Source organism: Actinomadura graeca, assembly GCF_019175365.1.
Taxonomy (GTDB): Bacteria; Actinomycetota; Actinomycetes; order Streptosporangiales; family Streptosporangiaceae; genus Spirillospora; species Spirillospora graeca.
Map to the genome: position 1 here is coordinate 2186066 of NZ_CP059572.1, position 20371 is coordinate 2206436.

Sequence of the window (20371 nt, forward strand, 5' to 3'; positions counted from 1 at the left end):
CACCCTTCTATCGAACGTTCGGTTAACGCGGGTCCGGCTTGGTCCGGGGAAGGAACACCGCGCCCAGCAGCGTCGAGACCAGTGCGCAGACTCCGCAGATGACGAAGGCCAGCGAGTAGGCGTGGTCGAGCGAGTCGAACGCCACGCCCTTCAGCGGGTTGAACGGGATCGGGGACCCGTCCGGGCCCGGCACCGTCGCGGGCACCGAGACCGCGCCCAGCGGCCCGGAGTTCACGCCCTCGATGGCGCCTTGGACCGCGGCGCGGTCCCCGGGCGGCGCCTTGTCGGCGGAGGCGTTGAACGCGGCGAGCGCGCTCTGGAGGGCCGGGCTCGCGGCGACCTTGTCACGGATGGCGGACTCGGCGCGGGAGAGCGCGATCGCGCCGAGCACGGTCGGCCCGAGCGTGAACCCGAAGTCGCGCAGCATGCTGGTCGTCCCGCTGGCCATGCCCGCGAGGTGCGGCGGGACGGAGTTGACCGCCACCGCCGTGGCCGCCGTCACCGAGATCCCGAAGCCGAAGCCGCTCGCCAGCATCGGCAGGGCCACGCTGCCGGTAGAGGTGTGCGCGGCAGGGATCGCCGCCGCCCAGAACGCGCCCACGGCCAGCAGGGATGTGCCGAGGACGAGCAGCCACTTGGCCGGGTAGCGGCGCAGCATCCACGCGTTGAACGGGAGCATGGCCACCGCCCCCGCGGTCAGCGGCAGCATGCCGATCGCGACGTCCAGCGGCGAGTGCCCCTGGATGACCGCCATCCGGATGCTGACGGCGTAGCCGGTGCCGAGCTGGGCGAACATCGCGACGACCGTGATGATCGACACGATCGCGAAGTTGCGGTCGCGGAACAGCCGCAACTGCAGCAGCGGCGCGGTGGACCGGGTCTCGGCGACGACGAACAGGACGAAGAACACCGCGGCGACGGCCAGCGCGCCGAGGATGAGCGGATCGCCCCATCCGTCGGACGGGCTCTGGACCACGGCGAACAGCAGCGCGAACAGGGCGATCGCGATCGTCACCTGGCCGGGCACGTCGAGCGAGCGCCCTTCCGGAGCCGACGAGTCGGTGGTGCAGAGGGCGGTGACCGCGAGGCTGACCAGCGCCACCCCCAGCACGATCAGCAGCGTCCACCGCCAGCTCGCCGTCTCGCTGCCGTTGAACTCCAGCTTGCTGACGGCACCGCCGAGCAGCACCGACACGGTGCCTCCGAGCGGCACCGCGACACCCCAGACGGCGAGGCCGCGGGCCCGCTCCCGGGCGGTGAAGGTGCCCGCGGCGACCATGGCCAGCGCGGTCGGGAAGAGCATCGCGGCGCCGATGCCCGCGAGCGCCTGCCCGACCCACAGGACCGCGACCCGCCCGCCGGTGGAGGTCCCCGCGCCCGGGGTGAGGACGGAGACGAACTCGCCGAACGCCGTGACGGCCGCGCCGATCATCAGCAGCCGCTTGCGTCCGAACAGGTCGCCCAGCACGCCGAAGGTGAGCTCCAGCAGGGTCACCGGCACGAGGAACGCCGCCGAGATCCAGGTCAGCTGGGAGGAGGACGGGCCGAGGTCGGCCTGGAACAGCCCGTTGAGGACGCCGGGCACCGCGAGGGCGAGCTGCCCGACCAGGCCGGCGAGGGTCGCTCCGACGAGCGTCCCGGTCGTCAGCGCGGCGCGCCGGGTCCCGGTTTCCGGCACCTGTTCGAGCGGAGGTTGCGGGGTGGTGCTCATGACGGTCCTCCAGGTGGTGGAGCGGATGGGCCCCCGATCGGTGGTCGGCGTCGCCCGCCGTCTCGTCAGCCGGCGCCGGTGAGGGGGGTGAACCACAGCCGCCACCGGGTGGTGCGGCGCTGCCACACCTCGGGGCCGCGGGACAGCAGCCCCGCCCGCCCGGCCTTCGCGAGCGCGGACTCGGGGTCGGCCTCGTCGCGCGGGACGTCGGTGGTGTACACCGAGCAGAAGCGCGGGTGGTCGCGGAAGGCGCTGGGCAGGTCGGCGACCTTCTCGTACCGGGCATAGCTGCGGTAGCCGCCGTGCCGGAGGATGTCGGGGATGTGGCCCGTGTCGTAGAAGTCGGTGAACTCGGCCAGCTCGGCGTCGGTGGCGCCGGACGGCGGGTCCACCCCGGCGACCAGCAGGCCGGTGACCGGCCCGGCCGGCGGGTCCCCGGCGGTGACCCTGCGCCACACCGCGCGCCAGACGAACGTCGCGGTGCTCCAGACCTCGGGACCGGCGGAGTACGTGCGGGCGTTCAGACCGGGATCGCGCTGCCTCTCCAGATAGCCGTCGACGTGCCGCTCCTCCTCGATCGGGTAGAGCGCGAGCCAGCGGGGCGTCACGGGGTCGGGCTCATGGTCGAGCTCGTAGCGCGACGGCGCCCCGAATCCGGGGTTGGCCGCCAGCACCTCCTTGACGTGCACCTCGTCGTAGAAGCCGTGGAACCGTGCGATGTCCTCCGGCGTCGCCCCCGGCACCGTGGACATGCCGACCATGCTCAGGAACGGGCTCCAGTGCCGCGCCGCCGACCCTTCGGAATCCATCGCCGCCTCCAAGGCCGCCGCCACGTCCGGGCGACGTGCGGGCAGACTAACCGATCGATCGATCGATTCACAAGGATCGCGATGCCTCTGAGGTGCGGGCGCGGTACTCCGCGATGGCGGCGCAGACCACCGTCACGTCCGCGAGGGTGGTGTAGTGGTGCAGCGACAGCCGGACGGCGCGCCCTCTCGACGCGACGCGGTGAAGACGCGGTGAAACGGACCGGGCGTTCGCCCAGAAAGCCGTTACCTCACAGGCTCACGAAGGCAGCCCCGCGACACCCTGCCTTCCAGGCTCAGTGGTAGGCGAGGGAGCCTTTCCTGATGTAGGCGAGGTCGTGCGGGCCCTCGATACCGAGATACGGGCAGGACGCGGGTCCCTCGCGCAAGGTGAGGGTGGAATCGTCCGGCGCGATCCAGAGAAGGCGCCCCGAGGCGAGCCAGGGTTCGAGGTCGAAGTCCCAGTCCGCGGGCCAGGGGATGTTGTCCGCCCAGCCCTTCCATTCCCCCGCCTCGTCGTAGACGTCGTATTCCTGGGTGCCCCAGACGTTCTCCAGCCGGACACCGGGCCGCGGGCCGAAATAGGCGATGGCCCAGCCGGTGTGGCCGCCGACCGTGATCTGCGAGATGACGGCGCGGATATCCGGGGCCTCCAGAATGCGCGGCACGACGTACGGGGCGCCGGGGCCGGGCTGGCACATGAACGGCGCATACGTCACCGGGGTCGCGATCCGCATCGCGCCGGTCAGGGTGAGCCAGGTGCGAGGGAGCACGGCGGGACGCCGGCGGACCGGGGCCTCGTAATTCCAGAACCAGCCGTCGAGGTCGACCGGGTCGATGGGGTAGTCGACCGCGGTTCCGGTGTGCGGGTCGCGCGTCAAAGGGAGTTCGGGGAGCCACTCGCGGTAACGGTGCGTCAGCTCGTTGCGGTTCTTCTGGGCCTCGGCGAGCGCGCGGTCCAGTTCGTCCGACTCGGTGTCCTCCTCGGACAGCCGCTCGGCCTCCGCCTTCCACCGGTTGCCGTGGTCGAGCAGTTCGGCCCGGGCGGCGAGGCGTCCGGCGTCCAAGGGGCCGTTCATATCGGTGCTCCGTCTCCGCCGACCACGGACACCGGCTGGTTCGGGGTGAAGCGCACGACGGGCTCCATGTTCGGGTTGTCCGGCGAGTGGTTGTATTCGATCTTGTCCCAGATGCCCTGGTTGACGTCGTTCTCCGGCACCCAGTACTTGTGGGCGCCGTGGTTGACGCCCATGTCGTTGTCCATCATCTCCTGGACCGTCTGCTTGTACTCGTCGGGCGTCAGCCGCTCGCCGCCCGGATGATGGCGGACGTCATAGAGGTCGTTGTCCCCCGCGAACGGCTTGGTCTGGCCGTCCCTCGGATCGGTGCCGCGGACGACGCCGTCGTCGCCGACCTGCAGTTTGCCCTTCTGCCCGTACTCCTCCATCGCACCCTGCTGGTCGTAATACTCCTTGTGCCGCTGCCGGTAGCGGTCGTTGAGCCCGTCCCAGTCCTTGTCGGACATGCCGTCCGGCTTGGTCTTCGGAGGCGGGTCGGGTTTGAAATACCCTACCTGGCCCTCCTTGCCCTTGAGGTCGGGCTTGAGCATCACGTCGTAGTCATTGATGGTCTTCGATTTGACGAACTGCGGCTTGGGGATCGCGTTGCCGTGCTTGAGGTGCTTCAGCGATTCCGGGTTCACCGGGCGCACGTCGATCTGCAGTTTCTTGCGGTCGGCGTAGTCCTGGAACTTCTTCTGGTCCTTGCGCCGGATTCCCCACCTGTTCTGGATGTCGCGCGGATTGTGCGGCCGCTTGGGCGTCGCACCGCCGAGGTTGTTCCGGTGTGCACCGCGCGGAAAGGGGCCGCGATGCCGTCCCGGACGGCGCAGGAACCGCGCGGCCGCGCGGCCGATGACACCGCCGCCCCCGCGCGTCCCCCTGCCGCCACGCCTGCTCCCCACAGCGAACCTCCCCGGCGTCCCTAGTCGTTGAGGATCGCGTTGAGCGCGAGATCGATGAGCTGGTCGATGACGAACCCGGTGATCTCCTTGAAGATCGGGATCTCGGCGAGGGACGCCCCGAAGGTCACGGCCGCCGTGGCGATGGCCTGGGCGATCTCATAGGCCAGGATCACGAGCTGGACGATCGTGTTGATCTTGAGGAACAGGACGATCGCCGCGCAGACCATCAGGCCCGCCCCGATGAGCTGGCCCGCGGTGCGCGCGTCCTCCAGGTTGGCGTGGGGCGCCTCGGCGCCCGTCCATGCCGTCTGGAAGGCGGTGACCCCGTCGGCCTGGGTGGCCGACCAGACCAGCTGGGCATATCCATGGGCGTCCCCGACCGGTTCGCCGAGGGTCCCGGCGAACCGGAGCCACGCCTGGCCCATGTCGAGCAGTTTGGTCTCGTCGGCCTCGGGCCAGTCGTAACCGAGCATCGACAGCAGGCCCCGCAGTTCGCCGGGCAGTTGAAGGCCCATCAGAGGAATTCCCTGACACGGTTGACCTCAAGGTGCGAGACGTCCTCCGCCTCACGGTAACCGTGCGCCATCTCCTGGACGCCCGTGGCGTATTCACCGACCGCGTCGGCGTTCTCGCCCAGGCATTCCTGGAAGACCTCGAAAATAGCCTGGTAGCAGGCACCGATGAGGGAGCCGATAACGTCCTGGCCCCACGGCTGGCCGAACGATTCCAGCTCACCGCGGAACTGCTCCCAATGGCCGCGCACCCCCTGGGCCGATTCGCCGAGGCGCCGTCCGGTCTTCAACATCTGCTGGTGGTCGACCCTGAGTTCGGGTGCCATGAGATCTCCAGGTGTCGCGAACTTACTTGGGCTGCGCGCTGTTCATCAGGTTCTGCAGGGCCGCCGCGTAGTCCCGGAGCAGCGCGACCCCGCTCTCCTGGACGGCACGGGCCCCGTCGGTGAACTCGGCCGAGGGACGCGCGGCCCGGCGGGCCCGGCTCTCGGCCTCGGCGAGCGCCTCGTTGGCGGCCGCGCGCACGCCGTCGGTGACGCCGACGAGCCCGAGGGCGGGGTCGAGGACGAGCCGCACGATCCGTCCGTCCCAGGCCGCGGCGACCTGGACGCGGCCGCCCGCGGCGGACGCCTCGGCCTGCTCGTCCGCCCGCTCCTTGCGGGCCGAGGCCATCACGGCCCGCGTCCGCTCGAACAACGCCTCCAGGTCCGGCGGCTCGAAAGAACCGTGCATCGTGGCACGCCGATTGATCTGGGCGACGGCCTCTCCGAGGGAATTCGTCACTCTCTGAATTCCGATCATGCCCTCGCTGAAGACGTCGTCGAGGCCCTGCCGGATCGATTCCACATCCACGGGCGGGACGTCGTCGCCTTCGGGCGGCAATGGCCGCGCCTGTTCCAACGCGGCGTTCACCGCTGTGACGAGGCGGGCGGCCAGATCGGCCGCTTCGAGGCGCAGCAGCCGGGCGTCCATGTCGATGCCCTCGATCCGGCGGTTCACCGCGGTCACCCGGATGCGCTCGTCCTCGGAAGTCGCGACCGCCCTGACGGCCGCGGTCCCGGCCGGCGGCCCACCGCCATCGGCCTCGGCCCGCAGATCCGCCAACCTCAGGTACGCGCGACTGATCTGTTCGTCCATGCCCCCGCCTGGTCCTCGCAAAAGGAGATCAGTGGTTTCCGACGCTAGCAGCTGGAACGTTCTTTTCGATCTTGCCGTCCGGCACCGGTCACGCGGGAATAATCCGCCTCTGGCCGAAATCGATATCGGTGGGAGTGCGACGCGTATTTCGTCCCATTGGCGTCACGAGGGTCCCGATCGGCGGGCCGGTCATCGCCCTGGGCCCTGCCGCGCCGGCGGACTCCGGTCCCGATCCGGGCGGCAAGGGGACGGACATGTGATCGCGGCGCGGGCATACTGGTGCCGTTGATGACGCATGTCGTTCATTGGGTGGTTATGCGGGAGATCTGAGGCGAGCACAGGTCGGAGCCGGGAAGCGAGCGGGAAGCGGGCCGTCTGGTGGACGCGGAACAGATGTCGGTCGGGGAACTGGCGCACGCGCTTTGGGGAGTGAGACCGGAACCGGCGTCCGCCGTCTTCGCGGAGCCGGGCTGGAGTTACGGCGAGGACGTGGCCGTGACCTGCCCCGATTGCGGCGACGGCCTGCATTCGTTCCACAAGGCGTATGTCAGTGACGGAAAGCGGTACCGGCATGTCGCCCTCGTCTGCCGGCGTTGCCCGAAGAGTTTCACGGTCGCGGACGTCGGCCTGAAACGGTATCGGGAGGCGGTCGAACAACAGCTTCGCGCCACATCGGCGGCGTCCGGCATGCCCTCTCCCCTGTCCAGCGGTGACGGGTTCGACGACAACCGCCTCGGCAATCACCTGCGCAGGGTGCTCGCCCGGCGCGGGGCGCGGCTCGTCGCGTCCGACGACCGGTCCATGGACCTCGTCGAACAGATCGAGGCGCGCGAGGACCGGCTGCTGCGCTGGGTGAAGCTCAACGACCCGAACGAGCCGCTGCCCGAGACCGGCCCGGGCGTGGACGTCCGGGTGCTGCTGCCCGAAGGTGCCTCCTTCGAGCCGGTCCGCGAGCGGTTAGAGAACCTGGGTGTCCCGTTCAGGTCCGTGCGGTACTGGCTGGAGGCCGAGACCGTCACCTCCGTGGACGCGCACGGCCGGCATGCCGGGCTGACGGCGTCGGCGCGGCTGAACGTGCTCGGGAACGGCCTCGGCGTCGCGCGCCACCCGGTGACCAGCGAGGGACTCGCGGCGGCGGCCGCCCGGGACGCCTTCCAGGTGATCTGGGACGCCCACCAGCAGGAGATCACGCCGCCGGTCCTCGTCCCGGCCGCCGAGCACGTGCCCGCCGCGTGGCTGCCCTACCTGCCGTTCCCGTCCCTGAACCCGGCGCAGGCGCAGGCGTCGCCGCCGTTGCGGGAGGGGGACGACCATCTGCTGGTGACGGCGCCGACCGGGGCCGGCAAGACGGTCATCGGCATGATCGCCGCGCTGCGCGCGATCCTCGCGGAGGGGCGCAAGGCCGCCTGGCTCGTGCCGCAGCGGTCCCTGACCGACGAGCTGGACCGGGAGCTGGAGACCTGGCGCGCGCGGGGCCTGCGGGTGGAGCGGCTGTCGGGCGAGCACGCCGTCGACGTCGAGCGGACCCGGGACGCGGACCTGTGGGTGGCGACGACCGAGAAGTTCGAGTCGCTGTGCCGGGCGTCGTCGATGCAGGAGGCGATCGCCGAGGTCGGTTGCCTGATCGTCGACGAGGTCCACCTGCTCGGCAGTCCCGGCCGCGGCCCGGTGCTGGAGGCGCTGCTCGCCCGGGTGCGGGGCATCGGGTCGCCGGTACGGGTCGTGGGACTGTCGGCGACCGTCGCCAACGCCGGGCAGATCGCCGGATGGCTCGGCGCCGAGCCGGTGGCGATCGAGTGGCGGCCGACCCGGCTGACCTGGCAGCTCCTCACGATCCCCGCGAGCTCGGACCCCGCCGCCGCCCAGGCCGCGCGGACCCGGCTGACCTGCCAGGTCACCCGCCGGGTCACCGGCGACGACGGCAGCGTGCTGGTGTTCTGCGGGAGCAAGAGGGGCGTGCGCCTCACCGCCCTCGCCATCGCCGCGGACCGCGGCGCCGACATCGGCAGGGTCGATCCCGACGATCAGGACCGCGTCCACGCGGTCTGCGCCGCGGCGCGCGTCGGGCTGCACTACAAGGACTGGGAGCACAAGCAGGAGGCCGAGCGCGCGTTCCGCGACCGGGAGTTCGACGTGCTGGTGGCCACGACCACCGTCGCGGCGGGCGTGAACCTGCCCGCCCGCGCGGTCATCGTCCGCGACACCACCCTCGGACGCGACCCGATCGACGTCGCCCAGGTCCAGCAGATGTTCGGCCGCGCCGGACGGATCGGCGCCGGCGAGACCGAGGGCTGGGCGTACCTGATCGTCGACGAGAACAGGCGTTCGGCCTGGCAGGCCCGGCTCGTCGACGGCTACCAGGTCTCGTCCAAGATCGTGGCGACGCTGTCCGACCACGTGCTGGCCGAGGCGGTGCAGGGCCGCGTCGCGACGCTGCGCGAGGCCGAGGCGTGGTGGATCCAGACGCTGGCCCACTACCAGGGCATCCACAGCCTGGACCCCCTCCACTACGCCGTCGACGCGCTCGTGGCCGGCGGCTACATCACGACCACCGCGCCCGCGGAGGCCGCCGGCGACGCGGACATCACCGTGACCGACCTGGGGTCGCTCACCGCCCGGCTGATGGTGTCCACCGAGACCGGGCGCGACCTGCGCGAGGCGCTGGCGCTGGTCCCCGTCCCGTCGGGGCACGTCGAGGCCGAGGAGCTGCTGATCTTCCTGGTGTCGGTGCTGGTCGCGGGCCTGGCCGACGCCCCCGTCGCCGACGAGGTCCGGCCGGCCGTCGCGCGGCTCCTGAACGCCCGCGGGCACCTGCGCCGCGTCGGCTCCGCGCGGGCCTACCGAGGGGGCGGCCTCGCCGGCAAGGCCCCGTACAAGGCCGGCGACCTGGCGAGGGCGACCCTGCTCACCGCCGCGAACTCGCCCGGCGCGTTCACCTCCCGCCGCCGCCTCATCGCGGGCATCCCCGCCGCGGCGATGCACCCGCTCCTCGACGAGGCGCCCCACTACCTGGGCTGGCTGGCCGGGCAGGGCTACCTCGGCACCGTCCACCCGTGGGTCGCGGTCGTCGCCGCCGACCTCGCCCGCCGCATCCGCTGGCGCCGCCTCGGCGCGGCCCGCGGCGCCGGCCGCCTGCTGTGGATGTGCGAGCAGATGGCGACCCCGCTGCACACCGAGACCGCCGTCCCGCAGATGTGGCACGCCGCGACACGGCGCGGCGTCGACAATCCCGACTGGCCGCCCGGCGCACGCCCGGCCGGCTGCCACCTCGACACGGCCGCCTACCGGACGCTCCTGCGCGACCGTCTCACCGGCGCGGCGTTCGCGCTCTCCGCCGGCGACGCCCTCATCACCGGCGCACCGGGCGCGGTCGCCGCGACCTGGAAGGGCAACGCCCACACACGCGCCCGCATCGACGCCGACCAGCTCACCTTGCGTTTCCCCGCGAACACCGAAGCCGAGAACGCCGAACCGGGCGCCGCCCTGTTCAGCCGCCGCGGCGACTACCAGGCGACAGGCTGGCTGAGCGTCTACCACCGCACAGGAGCACCCCCCGACCCCGCCCCCGATCAAACCGACCCCTGAGCGAGTTCCGCGAACCACCGCCGCTGCTGCGCCGGGCCGCCGTTCGGCACGTCCGCCACGACCACGCGCGGCCTGGCATGGATGAGATCGATGACGACGGGCGCGGCGGGGGGCTGGGCGCCGCCCGGCCGACCGGTCGGCCGGGTGGCGCTTCGTGGTGCAGGCGGATCGGGTTGGTGTCAGGCGATCTGCTGCATGGGCACCAGGGTCTCACCGGGCTTGTGGGTGCTCATGTCGAACATCGTCAGGGCGGCGAGGGTGGGGCCCTTCGCGCACTGGTCGTCGAGCAGCATCGAACGGCCCGTGAACATGTCGATGGTGGAGTCCGAGTGCTTCTCGGCCGGGCAGAACACGGTGAGCTGGACCGCGCCCTCGCCCATGCAGGCCGCCGCCACGAAGGGGCCTGCGTCGGCCTTGAGGGTGCAGGTGACCGGGGGCTTCGGCTTGTCGTCGCCGGTGCCGGCCGAAGCGGTGCCGCCGCCGTACACGGCCAGGGCGGCCACGCCGATACCGATCGCGGCCAGGGCTTGCTTGCGGATCTTCATGAGCGCACATCCTCGGGAGCGTGGGGATTCACGTACTGTGCCGCCGGCATTGCCATCGCGGGCCGATTTGATGATCAGGCCCCGAATGCAGACCTATCATTGAGCGCGGAGGGCGTACGGGGTAATGTCATTAGGTCATAAAAGTAAGTTATATCTGACGCCACTAGGATAAATCGACGTCTCGCCCCGGAGATTGCCCGCCCCAGAAGCTTAGCGGATGGATGCGGACCATTTCCATGTCCATCTGATAGGAAAAATGAATATCAGCCGGACCGCGCCTCGGCCATCGCGGTGAATGGCAGAAAAGGCATCGCCACCGCCATTGGTTTCGGACGAGTGCCGGTGACACGGAAGGGGGTCGTGCCAGCGTGAGGGCGCAGATAGGGAGGAAGCCGCGTGCGATCGGGCCGGCCACTCCAGGTGCATTCATGGCAGTCCGCGATCTGCCAGGAGTAGGATGTAACCGTGGTTACATTGGACGCGGTGCTCGGGGAACAAGGGGCCGGTGAGGCGGGTGCCTGGGTGCTGCTGTCCTACCGGGTGCCCAGGGAGCCGTCGTCGCCCAGGATCGCGATCTGGCGCAAGCTCCGGCAGCTCGGGGTGGCCCAGCTGGGGGACGGGGTGGTCGCGCTTCCGGCGGACGCGCGCACGCGGGAGCAGCTGGAGTGGGTGGCCGAGGACGCGGTGCAGGCCGGAGGCAGCGCGGTGGTGTGGCTGGCACGGCCGACCACGGCCGCCCAGGAGCGGCAGCTGGCCGGAGGGATGGCCGCCGCCCGGGCCGTGGAGTACGCCGCGATCCGCCAGGAGGCCGAGGCGGCCGCCGGGCTGGCGGACACGGAGCGGGCCTCGATGGTACGGCGGCTGCGGGCCGAGCTGCGGCGCATCGGCCGCCGGGACTACTTCCCCCCGGCCGAGCGCGACGCCGCCGTCACCGCGGTGCAGGCGCTCGCCCTGGCCCGCGAGCAGGAACAGGCGGAGGAGCGGTCATGAGGTGGGCGACCCGCCGCGGGCTGCTGCCCGGCCGCGAACCCGCCTGCCCCCTCATCCCCCGCCCTCACCCCCTGGAGTATCGCCGTGACCGTGCCGAGCAAGGACCGTCCCGCCGGCAGCGACGTGGTGCCGTTCCGCCAGGCCGTGCGGGCCTGGTTCGGCATCTCCCTGCAGACCTTCGGCGGCCCGGCCGGCCAGATCGCCGTCATGCAGCGCGCCCTGGTCGAAGAACGGCGCTGGATCGGCCAGCGGCGCTTCAACCACGCCCTCTCCTACTGCATGGTCCTGCCCGGTCCCGAGGCCCAGCAACTGGCCGTCTACATCGGCTGGCTCCTCAACGGCACCGCCGGAGGACTCGTCGCCGGGATCCTGTTCGTCCTGCCCGGCGTCGTCGCGCTCCTGGCCCTGTCGGCCGCCTACGTCGGCTGGGGCGACACCACGCTCATCACCGGGCTGTTCGTCGGTCTCGCCCCCGCCGTCCTGGCGATCGTCGCCCAAGCCGTCATCCGCGTCGCGAAGCGCTCCCTGACCGACCCGTTCCTCATCGGCCTGGCCATCGCCTCGTTCGTCGCCCTGGCCGTATTCGCCGTCCCGTTCCCGGTCGTGATCCTCTTCGCGGGCCTGGCGGGCTGGCTGCTGGCCAAGGCCCGGCCGGCGGCCTTCACCTCGACGGACGGCCACGGCGGTGACGACGACGGGCCCGCGCCGCTCATCTCCGACGACGTCCTGCATGACGAGCCGCCCTCAGCGGTCCGCAACGCCAGGATCCTCGCCCTCGGGCTCGCGCTGTGGCTGATCCCCATCGGCGCCGTCGCCCTGTTCACCGGCACCGGCAGCGTCTTCACCCAGCAGGGCCTGTTCTTCTCCGGCACCGCCCTGGTCACCTTCGGCGGCGCCTACGCCGTCCTGGCCTACGTCGCCCAGCAGGCCGTGCAGACCTACGGCTGGCTCGGCCCCGGCGAAATGGTCCGCGGCCTCGCCCTCGCCGAGACCACCCCCGGCCCCCTCATCATGGTCGTCCAGTTCGTCGCCTTCGTCGGCGCCTACCACGACCCCGGGGGCCTCGACCCCTGGGTCGCCGCCCTCCTCGGCGCACTCCTCACCACCTGGGTCACCTTCGTCCCCTGTTTCCTGTTCATCTTCCTCGGCGCCCCCTATGTCGAGCGCCTGCGCGGCAACCCCGCCATCTCCGCCGCCCTCACCGGCATCACCGCCGCCATCGTCGGCGTCATCGCCAACCTCGCCCTCTACTTCACCCTGCATACGCTCTTCACCACCACCCACCACCACACCTGGGGCCTTCTCGGCCTCACCCTGCCCCAGCCGGACAGCATCGACCTCATCGCCCTGGCCATCACCGCCGCCGCCCTCCTGGCCGTCTTCGCCCTGCGCTGGTCCGTCCTGCGCACCCTCGCCGCCTGCGCCCTCCTCGGCCTCGCCTCGACCGCCCTGTAACACGCGACGTTTCCCCATTCGCGGCACAATAGGTGCCGATGGCGCAACAGGTGGTGACCAAGCAGAAGATCCGGCAGTTGTCCGGTTCACAGACATTCGACCGAGGGAAGGTCTACTTCGACGAGGGGCGGGTCGAAGATCTGTCGGTCACGGAGTCCACCGCGTCCGCCACGATCGCCGGTTCGGGTTCCTATGAGGTGGAGCTCTATCTGGCCGCCGCAGGGCTCGTGGGCGGCTGCACCTGCCCGCAGGGGGCCGGCGGCCGGTTCTGCAAGCATTGCGTGGCGACCGCCCTTGCCTGGCTCGACCAGGCGGGATCGCTGGTCCTGCCGGATCCGCCGGAGAGGATCTCCGATGAGCGGCTGCGCGCCTTCCTCGCCGGGCAGGATCCCGGATGGCTGGTCGAGGAGCTGCTGTGCGCGGCCAGGATGCACCCGATGGTGCGCGTCCGGCTGGAGGTGACCGCGGGCGGCGACATGCACGACGTCCTCGACGCCGGGGCCCTGCGCCATCGCCTGAGCCACGCGATCAGGGTCGCGTGCCTCTCCTCCTACGACGACGTCGATGAGCGGTTCGCCGGGGCCAAGGCCGTCCTGCGGGAGGTGGCCGACCTGGTCGACGCCGGGTTCGCCCATGTCGCCGTCGAGCTGGCCGAGTTCGCGCTCGACCTGCCGGCGCTCCGGGACGGGGCGGCCGACCGGCTCACCGAGCAGGTGGACGATCTCGCGTACGCCGTGTGGCGCGTCCACCGCGCCGCGTGCGCCGACTACCACCCCGACCCCGTCGCGCTCGCCGACCGCCTGGTCGACAGGACGCTGGCACGCGGCGTCCCCCATGACGCGGTCCCCGACTACGTCCTCGCGCTCGGGACGGAAGGACTGGCCCGGTATGGGGACCGGCTCGACCAGGCGTGGCGCGAGCTGGACGCGGACGGCGGCGCGTCCGACGCGAACGCCTCGCCCACGGCGAGGGCGGTCAGGCGGATGAGGAACCGGCTGGCCGAGCAGCGGGGCGGGGCGGACGCGCTGATCGCGCTGCTCCCCGCGGACGCCCCGGCGCAGGACGTGCTCCGGGTCGTCCGTGCCCTGATCGCCGAGGAACGGCTCACGGAGGCCGCCGGCCGGGTCAGGGAGGCCCTGGAGCGCCTGTCCGGCAACGCCGAGCTGCGGGAGCTGGGCGCCGAGTGCCTGGTGCGGACGGGAGATCGCCGCGGGGCCGTCGAACTGCTGTGGCCGGGCTTCATCGGCGCGCCCACCCTGCGCAGATACCAGCTGCTCGCCGGCGCCGCCGGCGAGCACTGGGCACGCTGGCGGGGACGGGCGCTGACCCTGCTCCGCGAGCACGCGGCCGAGCCCGGCCGGCAGGACGAGTTCGGCACGCTGGCGAAGATCCTGCTGTGGGAGGGCGACGTCGACGGCGCCTGGCGGGTGGTCCAGGATCACGAGGTCGGCGGGGAGACACTGCTGGACGTGGCCAGGGAACGCGGGCTCGGCCACCCCGACGACGTGGTCCCGGTCTTCGTCGGGGTGGCCGAGCAGGAGATCGCGGGCAAGCAGAAGAGGGCCTACTCACGGGCCGCGCAGCTGCTCGCCGAGGCCCGGTCGCTGGTGGAGCGGAACGGGGGGCACGCGGGGTTCCGGCGCGAGCTGGCCGCGCTCCGCACCCGGCACAAGACCAAGTCCGCCCTTCAGAAGGAGCTGGACCAGGCCGGATTGCCCTGAAGGCGTGTCCCCGCTCAGCCGGCGCCTGCGAGGGGGCCGCCGCGCCGGCGCGCCAGCAGCGTCGAGACCGCGACCGCGACGATCAGCGCCGCGCCGTTGAACACGGCGGGGACCCACTCGGCGGCTCCGGCGAGGGTCAGCCCGCTCACCGAGACGGCGACGAACAGGGTGCCGACGACCGCCCCGAGGACGTTGTAGCGGCCCGGCTCGATTGCCGTGGCCCCCAGGAAGACGGCCGCGAGCGCCGGGAACAGCAGGTCGACGCCGCTGTTGACGAGGCCGCCGCCGTTCCGGGCGGTGAGGATCACACCGGCGACGCCGGCGAGGCCACCCGAGAGGGTGAGCGCGCAGAACGTCAGAGCGGTGACGGGGATGCCGACCAGCCGGGCGGCGGACGCGTTGCTCCCGACCGCGTAGAGCCGCCGTCCGAACGCGGTGTGCGCGAGGACGAACCAGCACACGGCGGTCAGGACGGCCACCAGCCAGATCACGCGGGGAAGGCCGAGCCACGTGAGCGACCCGAAGTCCCGCAGCGGCTGCGAGACGTCCCGGACCAGGTCGACGCCGTGCGTGTACCACTGCACCAGGCCGGGCAGGAGCGTGGCCGTCCCGATCGTGATGATGAAGGCGTTGAGCCGCAGGAGGGCGACGAGCACGGCGTTGACCAGGCCGATCAGCACGCCCGCGCCCACGCCGCACAGGACCGCGACGGCCAGGGGCGCGTGGTGGTCCGACATCGTCGCCGCGCAGACGATCGACGACACCAGCGACGTGGCCGCGATCGAGAAGTCGAACTGCCCGCACGCGAGGGGGAAGACCGCCGCGACGGCGAGCACCGAGACCACGGCGATGCTCGCGAGCACCGACTGGACGTTCGCGGTGCTGGTGAACGCCGCCGAGCTCGCGGGCAGGACGCTGAAGAACACGATGACCGCGGCGAGCAGGAGGACGAGCCCGTACCGCTCCCCCAGCGCGCCGAAACGCCCGGTCCGCGCGGCGGGCGGCCCGTCCGCCGCCGTCTCCCGCTCCGATTCGCGCAGGCGGGTCCCGCTCATGACGCCTCCTTGTCCGCGTACGAGTACTTGACGATCTCGGGGACGGAGATCTCCTCCCGGGAGAGCTCCGCGGTCACGCGCCCGGCCCGGAGGACGACCACCCGGTCGCAGAGGTGGGCCAGCTCCTCGACGTCGGACGAGGCGACGATCACCGACGTGCCGGACGCGGCGACCGCGCGCACGCGCTCGTAGATGTCGGCGCGGGTCATCACGTCGACACCCTGGGTCGGCTCGTCGAGGAGCAGGACGCGGGGGGCGCGCTGGAGCCAGCGCGCGACGACGACCTTCTGCTGGTTGCCGCCCGACAGGCGGATCACCGCCTGGTCCGGGCCCGCTGCCTTGATCCGCAGGTCGCCGATGACCCCGGCCGCCGTGGCGCGCTCGCGCGAACGGGACAGCCGCAGCCAGCGCATGTAGCGCGACAGCGTGGCGATGGTCATGTTCTGCGCGACGGACGTCTCGTGGAAGAGGGCGTCCGCGAGACGGTCCTCGGGCACGAGGGCGACGCCGCGGCGCATGGCCGCCTTGACCGAGGGCGACGTCATCACCTCACCGCCGAGCGTCAGCGTCCCGGACGTCGGGCGGACGGCACCGAAGATCGTCCTGAGCAGCGTCGACCGGCCGGACCCGAGCAGCCCGGCGAGGCCGACGATCTCACCAGCCCGGACGTCGAGGTCGACGCCGCTGATCCGGCCCGCCGTCAGCCCCCGCGCTTGGAGCACGGGAGGCGGGCTCGGGGACGTCCGGGCCTCGGCCGGGTCCGGGCGGCGGCCGTCGCCGTAGAGCCTGCCGAGGGAACGGCCGGCCATGAGCTCGGCGAGGTGGATCTGCTCCAGCCCCCGCGTGCCGCGGGTGGCGGCGACGACCCCGTCGCGGAGGACGGTGACCGAGTCGGCCAGCGACAGCACCTCGTCGAGCCTGTGGCTGACGTAGAGGATGGTCTGTCCCTGCCGCGCCCGCCTGGAAAGCCCTCCGAGGAGGATGTCGACCTCGTGGTGCGGAAGGCTGGCGGTCGGCTCGTCCAGGACCAGGACCTGGTCGGGGCTGTCATCGGCAAGGGCGCGGGCTATCGCGACCATCGCGCGGTCCGCCGGGCGCAGGCTGCGGACCAGCGCCCCCGGATCGACGTCGACCTCGAACCGGCCGAGCAGGTCCGCCGTCGTCTCGTGCAGTCTCCGCCACGCGATCCGCCCGCCGCCGCTCCTCGGGAAGCCGCGGGTGAAGGCGACGTTCTCGGCGACGGTCATGTCGGGCAGGAGTCCCAGGTCCTGGTGCACGAACCGGAGCCCGGCGTCCCAGGCGCGGGCCGGTGTGAACCCGGACAGCTCGGCCTCGGGACGGCCGGGACGTCCGAGCACGCCGCCGTCGGCGCGCTCGATCCCGGCGAGGACCTTGATCAGGGTCGACTTCCCCGAGCCGTTGCCGCCCGCGAGCGCGTGGACGTGCCCCCGGGTGAGGCTGAAGGACACGCCCCGCAGCACCGACGCCGGCCCGTACGACTTGTTCACGTCCGTCACCACCAGCGAGGGCGGGTGCCCGGTGACCGGCGCCGGGTCGTCCGGCCGCGGGGTCGTCACAGTCCCCACGCCCGCCGGTACGCCGACCGGAAGTCGACCGGCGCCTGGTACGCGCCCGTGCCCGGCAGGTTCTTCTCGGCGTCGACGATCTGGAAGCCCATGCCGGCCGGTGCGGGGTCCTCCCCGGCGAAGGCCCGGATGAGGGTGTCGATCGAGGCCCATCCGTACCAGTCGATCGGCTGCCCGATCGCCGCGCTCTGCCCCTGGTCCTGGCGGATCAGGTTGAGGTTCGGCGGCAGCCCCTCACCGCCGACCAGCTTCAGGTCCGCCCGGCGCGGCGACCCGGCGACGGCCTGGCCGGCGCCGGCGAGCACCAGGGAGTCCAGCGGCACCGCGACCCAGTTCGCCTGCGGGTTCTTCAGCAGCGCGGACTCGATGATCTGCCGGGCGTTGCCGAACGTCTGGTGCGTCACCTCGACGGTCTTGACGGTGCAGTCCGCGCAGCCCTTCATGGCCCGCTGGAACCCCTTGTGCAGGGCGGCCCCGATGTTCGTCCCGACGAAGTCCAGCTCGACGACGGTGGCCTTCCCGCCGGAGCGCACCTTGATCCACTCGGCGCGGGCGGCGCCGATCGCCTCCTGGTACGCCTCGTTCGTCGGATACTTCTCGGAGGGGACGACCGACCGGGTGAACATCCGCTCGCCGGTGCCGCTCGCGCCCGTGTCGCAGTCGAAACCCCAGAAGTTGATCGTGGTGATCTTGGCCGCCTTCGCCTCGCTCAGCGGCTCCTTGACGGCCACGCAGTCGATCGCCTCGGTGATGATCGCGTCGAACCTCGCCGCGGTGCCCTGGCGGACGCAACCGGCGAACGCCCCGCCCGCGTTGAGCTTGCCGTCGCAGATCTGGGCGGTCCACCCGACCGCCTCGGCCGCCTTCTTCGCGGCCTCCGCTCCCGTCTGGCAGCCGATGGCGCTCTGGCCGCAGGAGACGATCCAGACCTTCTTCCCGGGCGCCGCCTTCGGTGCCTTCGCCGGGGGCCGCCCGTAGGTGCCGGTCCCGGTCAGCGCCTCAAGGTCCGCGCTCGTGGTCGTCGGCGCGGCGCCGGACGACGATCCGCTCGATCCGCAGGCGCCGAGCGCGAGTGTGAGGACACCGATCGCGGCGATCGCTTTCACGCGGTGTGAGCCCGCCATGGTCGTACTCCTAGGTCTGGCCCGCGCCGTGCGCGGGGCCGTGTCGTGCCGGCCTGCCGGCCGGACGGCCGGCGCAGGCGGGACTCCGGGCATGCCGGAGCAGGGGTGGACGAGATCGGAGTGGCCCCTCGGGGACGCGGGGAACCGCGTCGAGGCGCCTAGGGAAGGACGGTCCCGCCGCCGCGGGAGGGACGGACCCGGCGGCGGTCATCGGCACCGGAGACGACGCCTCGGCGGATGCCGGCGGCAGAGGGGACTGGATTCGGAGGTGGACTGCTTTCCGCCCGGGCCGTCGGGCCAGGGCCTTTCAACGCGATATCCGGACGCGTTCCCGCCCACCGGCGGGCAGGACGCCGTGACGACGCGGGCCGATGCGGCGAGGGGCCGCGCCGGACCCGCGGAACTCGCTCGCCGGTGACGGTGACGGTGACGCCCGCGTCGATGCTCCCCATCGCTGATCCCCACTCTCGTTCGCACAGCGGCGAGTTGTGCGCAGTGCGGTCGAAACTAGGTGGCTTGCGTCACCAGTGTCAAGGGTGAGGAGCGGCTTATGTGCAGCCCAGAGGCCGAAAGCTTCCGTCGTACAGTCGTGCGCTATACGGTTGGCATCGGTGTGTACTGACGTGCAGGAGAGGTTTCATGGCGCGAGAGAAGACCGGTCCCGACTTCGTGGAGGCGCTGGCCCGCGGCCTCGACGTCATCAAGGCGTTCGGCTCCCACCAGCGCGCGATGCCGCTGACGGAGGTCGCGGGCGAGACGGGGCTGGCCCGCGCCACCGCGCGCCGGATCCTGCTGACCCTGGAGCAGCTCGGATACGTGCGTTCGACGCCGGCCGGGTTCCTGCTCACCGCACGCGTCCTCGAACTCGGCGTGGCCTACACGCTTTCGGCCGGCCTCTGGGAGATCGCCCAGCCGCATCTGCGGCAGCTGGTCGTCGCGACGAACCAGGCGGCCTCGGTCGCGCAGCTCGACGGCTCGGACATCATCTACGTCGCGCGCGCCGCCGTCCCCAAGGTCGTCGCCACGACCATCGACGTCGGCACGCGGTTCCCCGCGCGGAGCACCGCGCTCGGGAAGATGCTCCTGTCCTCCTTGACGCCGGACGACCTGGCCGGCGCCCTCGCGACACCGTCCGCGTCCCGGGTCCCGGCGTTCCGGGAGCAGCCGATCGAACGGCTGGAGGACGACCTGCGCGAGATCCGGTCGCGGGGATGGGCGGCCACCGACCAGGAGATGTCCCCGGGGGTGTGCTCCATCGCCGCGCCCATCCGGGACGGTGACGGCGAGGTGATCGCCGCGGTGAACCTGAGCGCCATCGCCGCCGAGGTGACCGGGGACCAGATGACAGAGGAATTCCTCCCCCTCGTCCTGCTTGCGGCGAGCGAAATAGGCCGCAATTACACCCTGATGCGCAATACGCCCCAAGAACTGGTCTCGACGCGCTCGACATCGCGCTGACCCGTTCCCCCGCGAACCACATGACCGGCCCGGTCCGTCGCTAGATTGATGCGGTGGCCATTCCCCGGGAACCCGACCGGCTCGTCCTTTTCACCGACGCCGTCGTCGCGATCGCCGTCACCCTGCTCGTCCTGCCCCTCGTGGACGTGGTGCCCCAGGCGTCCGAGGCGGGCCAGAGCGCCATCGAGGTGATCACCGAGCACCAGCCCGAGATCTGGAGCTTCCTGCTGAGCTTCGCGGTCATCATGCGGCTGTGGATGGCGCACCATCGTCTCTTCCAGCACGTGCGGGCCTATTCCACGCCGCTGATCGTGTGCAACCTCGGCTGGCTGCTGACCATCATCGTGCTGCCGTTCCCGACCGAGATGGCCGGCGTCTACAGCGGTGAGCGCTTCACCCCCCTCTTCTACATCGGCACGATCCTGGTCGCGACCGGCTTCCAGCTCGCGCTGACGCTGATCGCGCGGACCGACCCGGAGGTGGCCTCGGAGAGCCGTCCGGTGACCCCCGAGCAGGTCGCCGGTTCCCTCACCGTGACCGCGCTTCTCGCCACCGCCCTGCTCCTCGTCCTGATCATTCCGGGACTGGGCTACTGGACGCTTCTCCTGCTCTTCCTTTCCTCACGCATCGAGAAACTCTGGCTCCGCCATTATTCGCGCGACTGAGCCATGATCCAGGCGCCCGAAGGGACGGGACGATTGCGTTTCGGACGATTTTCGGCAC

At 71.7% G+C, this 20371-nt stretch carries 17 protein-coding genes; 6 read left to right on the top strand and 11 right to left on the bottom strand.

Annotated elements, in window-relative coordinates:
* Positions 1 to 22 precede the first annotated feature (22 nt).
* The 7 genes from AGRA3207_RS10005 to AGRA3207_RS10035 all read right to left on the bottom strand — a co-directional run bounded on the left by AGRA3207_RS10005 (position 23) and on the right by AGRA3207_RS10035 (position 6129).
* On the bottom strand, positions 23 to 1711 hold the full coding sequence (locus AGRA3207_RS10005; protein ID WP_231334297.1) for an MFS transporter: 1689 nt from the start codon (positions 1709 to 1711) through the stop codon (positions 23 to 25).
* 65 nt (positions 1712 to 1776) lie between these two features.
* Positions 1777 to 2520 carry a DUF4286 family protein gene (locus tag AGRA3207_RS10010; RefSeq protein WP_231334298.1) on the bottom strand — a complete coding sequence of 248 codons (744 nt, stop codon included), beginning with the start codon at positions 2518 to 2520 and terminating at the stop codon, positions 1777 to 1779.
* A gap of 293 nt (positions 2521 to 2813) precedes the next feature.
* Positions 2814 to 3596, bottom strand: a complete 783-nt coding sequence (locus tag AGRA3207_RS10015) for a hypothetical protein (RefSeq protein ID WP_231334299.1) — start codon at positions 3594 to 3596, stop codon at positions 2814 to 2816.
* Positions 3593 to 4480, bottom strand: a complete 888-nt coding sequence (locus AGRA3207_RS10020; protein WP_231334300.1) for a hypothetical protein — start codon at positions 4478 to 4480, stop codon at positions 3593 to 3595. The genes AGRA3207_RS10015 and AGRA3207_RS10020 overlap by 4 nt, the downstream gene beginning before the upstream one ends.
* Before the next feature lie 20 nt (positions 4481 to 4500).
* Positions 4501 to 4995, bottom strand: coding sequence for a WXG100-like domain-containing protein (locus AGRA3207_RS10025; protein WP_231334301.1), 495 nt, complete (start codon positions 4993 to 4995; stop codon positions 4501 to 4503).
* A complete protein-coding gene (locus AGRA3207_RS10030; protein WP_231334302.1) occupies positions 4995 to 5318 on the bottom strand; it encodes a hypothetical protein in 324 nt (107 codons plus the stop codon). The genes AGRA3207_RS10025 and AGRA3207_RS10030 overlap by 1 nt, the downstream gene beginning before the upstream one ends.
* Positions 5319 to 5340: 22 nt before the next feature.
* Complete coding sequence (locus AGRA3207_RS10035) at positions 5341 to 6129, bottom strand: YbaB/EbfC family nucleoid-associated protein (protein ID WP_231334303.1); 789 nt, start codon at positions 6127 to 6129, stop codon at positions 5341 to 5343.
* 429 nt (positions 6130 to 6558) lie between these two features.
* Between AGRA3207_RS10035 and AGRA3207_RS10040 the strand changes: the two genes are divergently transcribed.
* Positions 6559 to 9714, top strand: a complete 3156-nt coding sequence (locus AGRA3207_RS10040; protein ID WP_231334304.1) for a DEAD/DEAH box helicase — start codon at positions 6559 to 6561, stop codon at positions 9712 to 9714.
* 179 nt (positions 9715 to 9893) lie between these two features.
* Here the strand turns inward: AGRA3207_RS10040 and AGRA3207_RS10045 are convergent, their stop codons facing one another.
* The gene (locus AGRA3207_RS10045; RefSeq protein ID WP_231334305.1) at positions 9894 to 10259 is read right to left on the bottom strand and encodes a hypothetical protein; all 366 of its coding nucleotides are present in this window, start codon (positions 10257 to 10259) and stop codon (positions 9894 to 9896) included.
* 465 nt (positions 10260 to 10724) lie between these two features.
* Between AGRA3207_RS10045 and AGRA3207_RS10050 the strand changes: the two genes are divergently transcribed.
* From AGRA3207_RS10050 to AGRA3207_RS10060, 3 genes are all read left to right on the top strand, one after another.
* Entirely contained in the window at positions 10725 to 11249 is a 525-nt protein-coding gene (locus AGRA3207_RS10050) for a Chromate resistance protein ChrB (RefSeq protein ID WP_231334306.1), read from the top strand.
* Between the two features lie 84 nt (positions 11250 to 11333).
* Positions 11334 to 12704: a chromate efflux transporter gene (gene chrA, locus AGRA3207_RS10055; RefSeq protein ID WP_273700025.1), complete on the top strand. Its 1371-nt coding sequence runs from the start codon at positions 11334 to 11336 to the stop codon at positions 12702 to 12704.
* Between the two features lie 38 nt (positions 12705 to 12742).
* Positions 12743 to 14425, top strand: coding sequence for an SWIM zinc finger family protein (locus tag AGRA3207_RS10060; protein ID WP_231334307.1), 1683 nt, complete (start codon positions 12743 to 12745; stop codon positions 14423 to 14425).
* Between the two features lie 14 nt (positions 14426 to 14439).
* On the opposite strand, the gene AGRA3207_RS10065 is transcribed toward AGRA3207_RS10060, so the two are convergent.
* Genes AGRA3207_RS10065 through AGRA3207_RS10075 form a run of 3 tightly spaced genes read right to left on the bottom strand, consistent with a single transcriptional unit; the run spans position 14440 to position 18190 of the window.
* Positions 14440 to 15480, bottom strand: coding sequence for an ABC transporter permease (locus AGRA3207_RS10065; protein ID WP_231334308.1), 1041 nt, complete (start codon positions 15478 to 15480; stop codon positions 14440 to 14442).
* Positions 15477 to 17057: a sugar ABC transporter ATP-binding protein gene (locus tag AGRA3207_RS10070; RefSeq protein WP_231334309.1), complete on the bottom strand. Its 1581-nt coding sequence runs from the start codon at positions 17055 to 17057 to the stop codon at positions 15477 to 15479. The genes AGRA3207_RS10065 and AGRA3207_RS10070 overlap by 4 nt, the downstream gene beginning before the upstream one ends.
* Positions 17054 to 18190, bottom strand: coding sequence for a sugar ABC transporter substrate-binding protein (locus AGRA3207_RS10075; protein WP_231334310.1), 1137 nt, complete (start codon positions 18188 to 18190; stop codon positions 17054 to 17056). Before AGRA3207_RS10075 ends, AGRA3207_RS10070 begins: the two co-directional genes overlap by 4 nt.
* Positions 18191 to 18829: 639 nt before the next feature.
* Here AGRA3207_RS10075 and AGRA3207_RS10080 point away from each other — a divergent pair.
* Positions 18830 to 19648 (top strand): IclR family transcriptional regulator domain-containing protein, encoded by an 819-nt coding sequence (locus tag AGRA3207_RS10080; protein ID WP_231334311.1) that lies wholly within the window; start codon positions 18830 to 18832, stop codon positions 19646 to 19648.
* Between the two features lie 53 nt (positions 19649 to 19701).
* On the top strand, positions 19702 to 20313 hold the full coding sequence (locus AGRA3207_RS10085) for a TMEM175 family protein (protein ID WP_231334312.1): 612 nt from the start codon (positions 19702 to 19704) through the stop codon (positions 20311 to 20313).
* Positions 20314 to 20371: the final 58 nt, after the last annotated feature.

Excerpts from the sequence above, each read along its gene's own strand:
- AGRA3207_RS10080 (WP_231334311.1), top strand. The coding sequence starts at position 18,830 with ATGGCGCGAGAGAAGACCGGTCCCGACTTCGTGGAGGCGCTGGCCCGC.
- AGRA3207_RS10075 (WP_231334310.1), bottom strand. The coding sequence starts at position 18,190 with ATGGCGGGCTCACACCGCGTGAAAGCGATCGCCGCGATCGGTGTCCTC.
- AGRA3207_RS10010 (WP_231334298.1), bottom strand. The coding sequence starts at position 2,520 with ATGGATTCCGAAGGGTCGGCGGCGCGGCACTGGAGCCCGTTCCTGAGC.
- AGRA3207_RS10005 (WP_231334297.1), bottom strand. The coding sequence starts at position 1,711 with ATGAGCACCACCCCGCAACCTCCGCTCGAACAGGTGCCGGAAACCGGG.
- AGRA3207_RS10025 (WP_231334301.1), bottom strand. The coding sequence starts at position 4,995 with ATGGGCCTTCAACTGCCCGGCGAACTGCGGGGCCTGCTGTCGATGCTC.
- AGRA3207_RS10035 (WP_231334303.1), bottom strand. The coding sequence starts at position 6,129 with ATGGACGAACAGATCAGTCGCGCGTACCTGAGGTTGGCGGATCTGCGG.
- AGRA3207_RS10045 (WP_231334305.1), bottom strand. The coding sequence starts at position 10,259 with ATGAAGATCCGCAAGCAAGCCCTGGCCGCGATCGGTATCGGCGTGGCC.
- AGRA3207_RS10015 (WP_231334299.1), bottom strand. The coding sequence starts at position 3,596 with ATGAACGGCCCCTTGGACGCCGGACGCCTCGCCGCCCGGGCCGAACTG.
- AGRA3207_RS10065 (WP_231334308.1), bottom strand. The coding sequence starts at position 15,480 with ATGAGCGGGACCCGCCTGCGCGAATCGGAGCGGGAGACGGCGGCGGAC.
- AGRA3207_RS10060 (WP_231334307.1), top strand. The coding sequence starts at position 12,743 with ATGGCGCAACAGGTGGTGACCAAGCAGAAGATCCGGCAGTTGTCCGGT.
- AGRA3207_RS10030 (WP_231334302.1), bottom strand. The coding sequence starts at position 5,318 with ATGGCACCCGAACTCAGGGTCGACCACCAGCAGATGTTGAAGACCGGA.